This is a genomic window from Zooshikella ganghwensis DSM 15267, assembly GCF_000428585.1.
GTDB lineage: Bacteria > Pseudomonadota > Gammaproteobacteria > Pseudomonadales > Zooshikellaceae > Zooshikella > Zooshikella ganghwensis.
Window position 1 is genome coordinate 39,341 of sequence record NZ_AUAF01000028.1, and the last position, 7,594, is coordinate 46,934.

Annotated in this window: 4 protein-coding genes; all 4 read left to right on the forward strand. The window is 40.8% G+C overall.

Annotated features, from left to right (window positions below):
* The first annotated feature begins 683 nt into the window (after nt 1-683).
* Nucleotides 684-2,789 (forward strand): XrtA/PEP-CTERM system histidine kinase PrsK, encoded by a 2,106-nt coding sequence (prsK, locus tag F607_RS28820; RefSeq protein ID WP_038290707.1) that lies wholly within the window; start codon nt 684-686, stop codon nt 2,787-2,789.
* Nucleotides 2,777-4,132, forward strand: a complete 1,356-nt coding sequence (gene prsR, locus F607_RS0108800; RefSeq protein ID WP_027707799.1) for a PEP-CTERM-box response regulator transcription factor — start codon at nt 2,777-2,779, stop codon at nt 4,130-4,132. Before prsK ends, prsR begins: the two co-directional genes overlap by 13 nt.
* Nucleotides 4,133-4,164: 32 nt before the next feature.
* Complete coding sequence (prsT, locus tag F607_RS0108805) at nt 4,165-6,927, forward strand: XrtA/PEP-CTERM system TPR-repeat protein PrsT (RefSeq protein WP_027707800.1); 2,763 nt, start codon at nt 4,165-4,167, stop codon at nt 6,925-6,927.
* Nucleotides 6,928-7,408: 481 nt separating this feature from the next.
* A partial coding sequence (locus F607_RS35440) for a helix-turn-helix domain-containing protein (protein ID WP_027707802.1) occupies nt 7,409-7,594 on the forward strand: 186 nt, incomplete at its 3' end.

A 7,594-nucleotide genomic window follows, 5' to 3' on the forward strand; every position in this document is an offset into this window, starting at 1 on the left:
ATTAACAGGATGCTTGCTGCTTAAAGAGAAAAGTAAATTGAAGTGGTGAGGTAGCTGCGTGCTAACTCACCCAGAAGCCGTCAACTGTCAAAATAATATACAATTCACTTGAGAAAGCCTCCAATCCCGTCTATTAGTTTTTAAATGAATCTTCTTAATTGAATCCTGATGGATGCTTTTTGACCATTAAGCAAGCAACTTTAATTGTTTTGCTTAAACCAGTTTAGTGGGTGGTTTTAGCGATCATTAGTGTGATTAAGTTCTCGTTAAAAGGCTCTATTCTTTCGACGTTATCTTATGGCCTTCACAGAAATAGCAAATGTGAATTGTTAAACTGGGCGTTATTACTAGGCCTAATAACGTAGCAGTAACCTAATTATTTTCATTAATGCTTTCACTGAGTGTTAATAAAACTGTGGATGGGGTTAGGCCAGTAATGTAGAGCCTTTTTTCCTGCCTATTGCGTCAACATTACTTGCTTTTGTTTTTTTCAGGTAAGGGTTGCTTACCCTTTAAGCAGTCAAGCTAATGTTGCTTTTGGGGTTGAATTATTAGCTAAACAATGTACGACACATGGTTAGCTTGATGTTAAGGCTTTATTTAATTGCAGAAAATAAATTCAGTGCCAGTGACGGATTATTACTGGGACTACGATGGAAGATATAATTGGCTAGGTATCTTTGATGGATTATCTGGGTCTGTTTAGTTACAGCGTGACAGCATTAGCTTATTTTGTATTAAGCTTGTTGTTGTGCACCAGTTTGCGAGGACGATCATTAGGGGGCTTGTTACTGGTTGCCACAGCGACGACCACCATTTGGGCAATTTCCGTTGTTTGGGTAAACTGGCATGAACGTTGGTTTTTAGTCGATAGCTTGCCTATTGAACTCCTGCGGAGCTTTGTGTGGTTATGGTTTCTCAGTAGACTGCTTGCTTTTACTGAATTACAGAGTCGAAAACTGTTCCGCTATGGTAAGTCAATTGTATTGATTACAGGCTTGATCCTGTTTTGCTATGAATTAAGTCCTGAGTTGCAGTTATGGGCTCAGGTGTATAGCCAGGCCGACTGGCGAATTATTGGTCACCTCGGGGTTTCAATTATTGGGCTGTTTTTACTTGAGCAGCTTTACCGTAATACCCAAGTCTCTAAACGCTGGGCTGTAAAGCATATTTACCTTGGTTTGGCAGCCACATTTGCGTTTGACTTTATTCTTTATGCAGAAGCCCTTCTGTATAGCCATATTAACTTAGCACTGTGGAATGCTAGAGGGTGGGTTTTAGCGTTTGTAGTGCCATTAATTGGCTTATCTTCTGCCCGAAATCCAAACTGGGCGTTAGAAGTGTTTGTCTCTCGCAGGATTATTTATAGTACGTCAGTATTGGTCATTACTGGCCTTTATCTGTTGCTCATGGCCATTGCAGGATTTTATATTCGAGACTTTGGTGGGCAATGGAGTGAGGTCTTACTGGCGGTTTTTATAACGCTTGCTACTGTAAGTCTGCTAGTCCTGCTGTTATCTGCACAAGTACGCTCTAAATTTAAAGTGTTAGTGAATAAGCATTTTTTTCACTTTAAATATGACTACCGTGATGAGTGGTTGCGGTTGAATAATGCGCTGGTCTCCAATGAGCCTGCTGAGCCTTTACAACAGCGTTGTATTAGGGTAATGGCGGATACTGTTGATAGTCCTGCAGGCGTGTTGTGGCAAAAAAATCGAAAAGGTGTTTATCGGCCCGTTTTTGCCTGGAACTTACCTCTTCCTGAAGACTGTTATGAAACACTTCAAGGTGAATTGATTCCTTTCCTATTACAAAAGCGCTGGGTTATCAATAAACATGAATATGATGACAATAAGTCGCTTTATGACGGTATTGTGCTACCTGAGTGGTTTACCCAACAGACTACACATTGGTTAATTGTGCCACTGATTAATCATGATGATCTCTATGGCTTTATTGTTTTGTCTCAACCGCGTGCACCTCGAACCGTTAACTGGGAAGACCATGACTTGTTGAAAATGATTGGTTATCAGTTAACCAACTATTTGGCATTGGTGGATGCCAGTGAAGAGCTGGCCAATGCACGACAGTTTGAGGCTTATAACCGACTTTCGGCGTTTATTGTACATGACTTGAAAAACCTTGTAGCACAACTGTCGTTGATTGTGACAAATGCGGATAAGCATAAGCGTAATCCTGAATTTATTGATGATGCGATTGATACGCTATCGAATGCGGTAGCTAAAATGAACCGCCTATTAGAGCAATTACGTAAAGGCAAAGTATCGGGTTCTGCTAAAGCATTGGTTGATCTAAATGATTTAGCAGAAGCGGCCGTTAAACAGCAGTCGAATAACCAGCCAGCCATAACACTTGAATCGGCTAGTCAGCCACTTAAGGCTGTTCTTGATGGAGAAAAAATGGTCTCAGTGCTGGGGCACTTATTACAAAATGCCCAGGATGCAACAGAAAATACGGGGTGGATTCGGCTGCGACTGACGCAAGATCAACATGAAGCAGTCATTTCGATTGCGGATAATGGCTGTGGTATGGACCAAGCCTTTATTCGAGATCGTCTTTTTAAGCCATTTGATACCACAAAGGGTAATGCCGGAATGGGTATTGGGGTATTTGATAGTAAAGCGTTTGTCGAAGGTCTTAACGGCTCAATGAATGTGACCAGTGTGCCAGGAGAGGGTACAGAGTTTATTTTGCGGTTACCCCTTCACCTTGATCAACAGGAAGCAGGCACTAAAAATATGGAGGATGAGCAAGCATGTCAGGTTTGAAAAAAACCTTACTTATTGTGGAAGATGACCCTGGCCTTCAAAAACAGCTTAAATGGTGTTTTGAACAATATGAAACCATTATTTGTGGTGATCGAAATGAAGCCATAAAACATTTACGCCGTGCCGAGCCACAAGTGGTCACGGTTGATTTGGGTCTACCTCCAGACCCTGCAAATGCCAGTGAAGGTTTAAAAACCGTTGAAGAAATTTTAGCGTTATCGCCAACGACCAAGGTCATTGTTGTGACGGGTAATGATGATCGGGAAAATGCCATTAAATCCATTGCTCTCGGTGCCTATGATTTTTACCAAAAGCCGATTGATACTGATGTACTGGGGATGATCATCGAGCGTGCTTTTCACCTGCATGAATTAGAAACTGAAAACCGTATTTTGGTCGCACGTGAAGAGCATGAGGCATTACAAGGCATTATTGCTTGTAGCCAAAGTATGCAAAAAATTGTTCGCAGTATTGAAAAAATTGCCCCCACTGATGTCACAGTGTTACTACTAGGTGAAAGTGGAACAGGTAAAGAAGTGCTAGCCAAAGCGCTGCATAATATGAGTGAGCGAAAGGATAAACCATTTGTAGCGGTTAACTGTGCGGCTATCCCTGAAAACTTACTTGAAAGTGAACTGTTTGGTTATGAAAAAGGCGCATTTACCGGTGCTGTTAAGCAGACAAAGGGTAAAATTGAGTATGCCGTTGGAGGTACCTTCTTTTTAGATGAAGTAGGCGATTTACCCATGGCCTTGCAAGCCAAGCTATTGCGTTTCTTACAGGAGCGAGTGATTGAGCGCGTTGGGGGTAGAGAAGAAATTCCTGTTGATGTGCGTGTGATATGTGCGACCCATCAGGATTTACCCATATTGATTGAAGACGGACGTTTTCGCGAAGACCTGTATTATCGCATTAGTGAAATAACGCTTAAAATTCCACCGTTAAGAGAGCGTGAGGGTGATCCAATCATCCTTGCACGTATGTTATTGCAAAAGTATTGTGAACAGCACAAGCGCAATTTGAAAGGGTTCACGAATGATGCACTTGATGCGCTTGCCAGTTATCGGTGGCCTGGCAATATACGAGAATTAGAAAATCGGTTAAAGCGAGCAGTGGTGATGGCTGATGGCAAACTGCTGACACGTGAAGACTTGGAGCTGGAAGACATTGAGGTTGAAAACTTTCCATTTAACTTGAAAGAAGTCAGAGAAAAAGCAGAGAAAGAAGTGATTAATCGAGCCATTGGATACACCAATAATAACATTTCTAAAGCCGCTGATTTATTAGGTGTCACTCGGCCAACACTTTATTCGCTGATGCACAAGTATGGAATTATGGAATAACTGTTGTACCTATGAAGAAGGATAGCTGTGTAATGCAAACACTCAATAGGATTAGATTGTCACTTTGTTCACTTTGTCTAGGTGTTACCTTACCCTTAAGTGGACTTGCCGCAGATTACTTGAAAGATGCACAACAGTATTATGATAAGGGTGAGTATAAATCTGCAGAAATTCAGCTGAAAAATGTGCTTAAAGAAAACCCTGAAGATGCAAAAGCACGTGCATTGCTTGGCCGAGCTTATTTAAAGCAAGGTATTTTACCCTCAGCGGTAAAAGAATTTGAGCGGGCTAAAAAGTTGGGTGAGCTTGAGCTGGAAGACAGATTAAGCTTAGCTGAACTGTATTTATTACAAAGACGTTTTACAGAAGCCATCACCCTTGCGGATCTTGAAGCTATTGATGCTGAACATCAACCTGATGGCTTGCTGATTCATGGCTATGCGTATATGGGGCAGGGAATGTATGCTGATGCCCGAGAAGCTTTTGAAAAAGCCCTAAAAAGTAAAGATTTGCCTTCAGCACGTTTAGGCTTGGCAAAAGTCGATTTTAGAGAAGGTAACATTGAGGAATCCAGTAAACGCCTGGAAAAAATATTAAAGGCTGAAGCTGAAAACCCTGATGCTTTGATTTTGAGAGCCCAGATTGCTACACGGCAAGAGCGTTATGCTGATGCTATCAATGACCTGGATGCTGTACTTAAGTTAGCACCTGAAAATTACAATGCACTCATAAAAAGAGCAGATGCCTATGCGCTGTCTGATAAATTAGATGAAGCCAAAGCGGATCTGGATATCGTGCTTGAAAAAGTACCAGAGCATCCAGAGGCAAACTTTACGCTGACTAAAGTCTATCTTAAACAGGGTGAGTATGAAAAAGCACGGGAAGCGGGTGACAAAGTGCTTCGACTGCGTCAGCAATTTGTACCTGTGATGTATTTATTGGGCATTGCGCATTATGGTTTAGGAAACTACCAACAAGCATTGGAGCAGCTTGAGCAGTATACCAGCTATATCAAAGGCAATGACGGTGCAAATATTTTATTAGCACAAGTGTTGGTTAAACAAAAAAACCATCAAGGTGCGATCACGTTACTTGAAAAGCTGGCTGCCAAAGAGGGTAAACATCAAGCGCGTGTTTATGCATTGCTGGGCAATGCTTATATGAAAACCAAAGACTATGCAAAAGCTACGCATTATTTAGATAAAGCGCTGGAGCTGGAACCTAATATAGCACGATTACAGGCTCAGGTGGCTGTTGGTCACTTATTTTCAGGTGATACAGAAAGTGCCATTAAAGAGTTAAAAGAATTATCGGCAAAGGCTGAAGAACCCAATGACGCGGATTTGCTACTGGTTCGTACCTATATTCAAGGCAAACAATACCAAGAAGCTGAAAGTCTTGTAACCAAGCGTATTAAGCAGTGGCCAGATAACCCTATGTATTATAATTTACAAGGGCTATTACACCAGGTACAAGGGCGCTTTGATGAAGCGAAAACAGGTTTCCAACAGGCACTAAGTAAGGATAAGAAATATATTCCTGCGTTGATGGGTTTAGCTGGTCTTAGTTACACACAAGGCGATCAAGATGCTGCTAAAGAGTACTATCAACAAGCCATAGCGGTTAACGAAAAATATTTACCTGCCTACTTTGCATTGAGTGCTGTTGCTTCATCAGCAAAAGATGAAAAGGCAGCTATAAGCTGGTTGGAAAAAGCGAACAAGGCAAATGAGAAAGACTTACGCACTCAAGTCATGTTGGCTGACGCTTATTTAAATTACAAGCGATTGGATGATGCCAAGCGAGTCACTCGTCGTCTAGCCGATGATTATGGCGATCAGCTTGCTGTGATTGAGCTGCAAACGCGTGTTGCCCGTGCTTCAAATGATGACACCAACACTCAGTACTTACTGGAAAAGTTAGTCACTTTATCCCCTGATAATAAAGGCTATATTAACCAGTTGATGCAATACCATTTACAAAAAGGCGATAAAAAAGCGGCTTTAGATGTATTAGATGCAGCGTTACGTCGTGAGCCAAAGGATAAACAGCTAATAATAGCTAAATTGCGCTTATTGAGTCAGCAAAAACGTTTTGATGAGGCATTAGTCATTGCTAAAGATATTGTCGCGCGTGAAAAGGATAGTCCTGCTGCAAAAATAATACTAGCCAATGCTTATTTAAATGCGAAACAAGATGATAAAGCGAAAGAAATCTATCAACCAATGCTAGATGAATTGGCTGAAGTAGGCATGGTTTCCAGGCTTTATCCATTCTTTAATAGTCATGGATTGAAAAAAGAGGTAGAGAAACTTTTTGCAGATAGCCTTAAAAAGTGGCCTGATACTGTTTCTATTCGACTTTTGCATGCACAGCACTTACAAAATAATGGTGATATTAATGGTGCAATAAAGCAATATGAAGAAATCTTGAAAAAAGAGCCTGATGATGTAACTTCACTTAATAACCTGGCATGGTTTTACCTGGATAAAGGACAGGAAAAAGCACTTGAATATGCAGAAAAAGCCCATAAAGCGATGCCTAATAGCCCTGAAGTTGCTGATACTTATGGCTGGGTTTTATTGAATAATAATCAACACGACAAAGCACTTGAATTGTTAACAAATGCCGCAAAAGCCGCTCCAAATAATCTTGATATTCGCTATCACTATGCAGTGGCTTTAGTAAAGGCTGGTAAAAAAGAACAAGCTAAAAAAGAGCTGAAATTAGTACTGGATTCAAACCGGTCTTTTTCTGAGAAGAAAGCAGCTGAAGAGTTATTTTCAGAACTTTAATTTTGTAGCAAGCTACTAATAATTATGGCTGCGTCTTTGACGCAGCTTTTTTTATGCTTAAAATCATAAGTTATAGGCAATATGAAGGGTATACTAAATTTGAACAGTGAGTGTTTTAAAGCGCTAGGACAGCTCTACGTGATGGTTGGTTTTTTCAGACTCTGAGTTTATACTACCTCTAATTATAACATCTTTGCAAGTAAATCGAAGCTCTCGCCTTCTTCGCTCAATAATGGGCGTAACAAGTACTGAAGCATCTGTCAGTAACTTTATAAGTTGTTTGCGAAAACGGTATATTTGAATATTAATGTGATTTTCTGTTAGTTTGAGCATGTCACATATGACCTCTTTATCAAACCAGCCGCATTCTTCGTCATGTAATGTCAGCAGCAATGTAAAACTGACCCACTAGCAGCAATCGAATTTTGACCCACCTGAGTAAAATACCACCGTTTAAGCTTAAGTGTGTGGTATCGATGACATGTTAACTCAGGAGCTTGCAGTGGAAATACACGTACTAAAACGACAAGGCATGAGTATTCGTCGTATATCAAGAGAACTGGGCCTATCACGTAACACCGTTAGACAGTACTTACGAGGTCAAATTAAAAAACCAATCTACAGCAAAAGACCTATACGTCCTTCAAAACTGGACCCCTACAAAGAT

Bases quoted from the DNA above. Each gene is read 5' to 3' on its own strand.
- prsK (WP_038290707.1), top strand. From the start codon at position 684: ATGGATTATCTGGGTCTGTTTAGTTACAGCGTGACAGCATTAGCTTAT.
- prsR (WP_027707799.1), top strand. From the start codon at position 2,777: ATGTCAGGTTTGAAAAAAACCTTACTTATTGTGGAAGATGACCCTGGC.
- prsT (WP_027707800.1), top strand. From the start codon at position 4,165: ATGCAAACACTCAATAGGATTAGATTGTCACTTTGTTCACTTTGTCTA.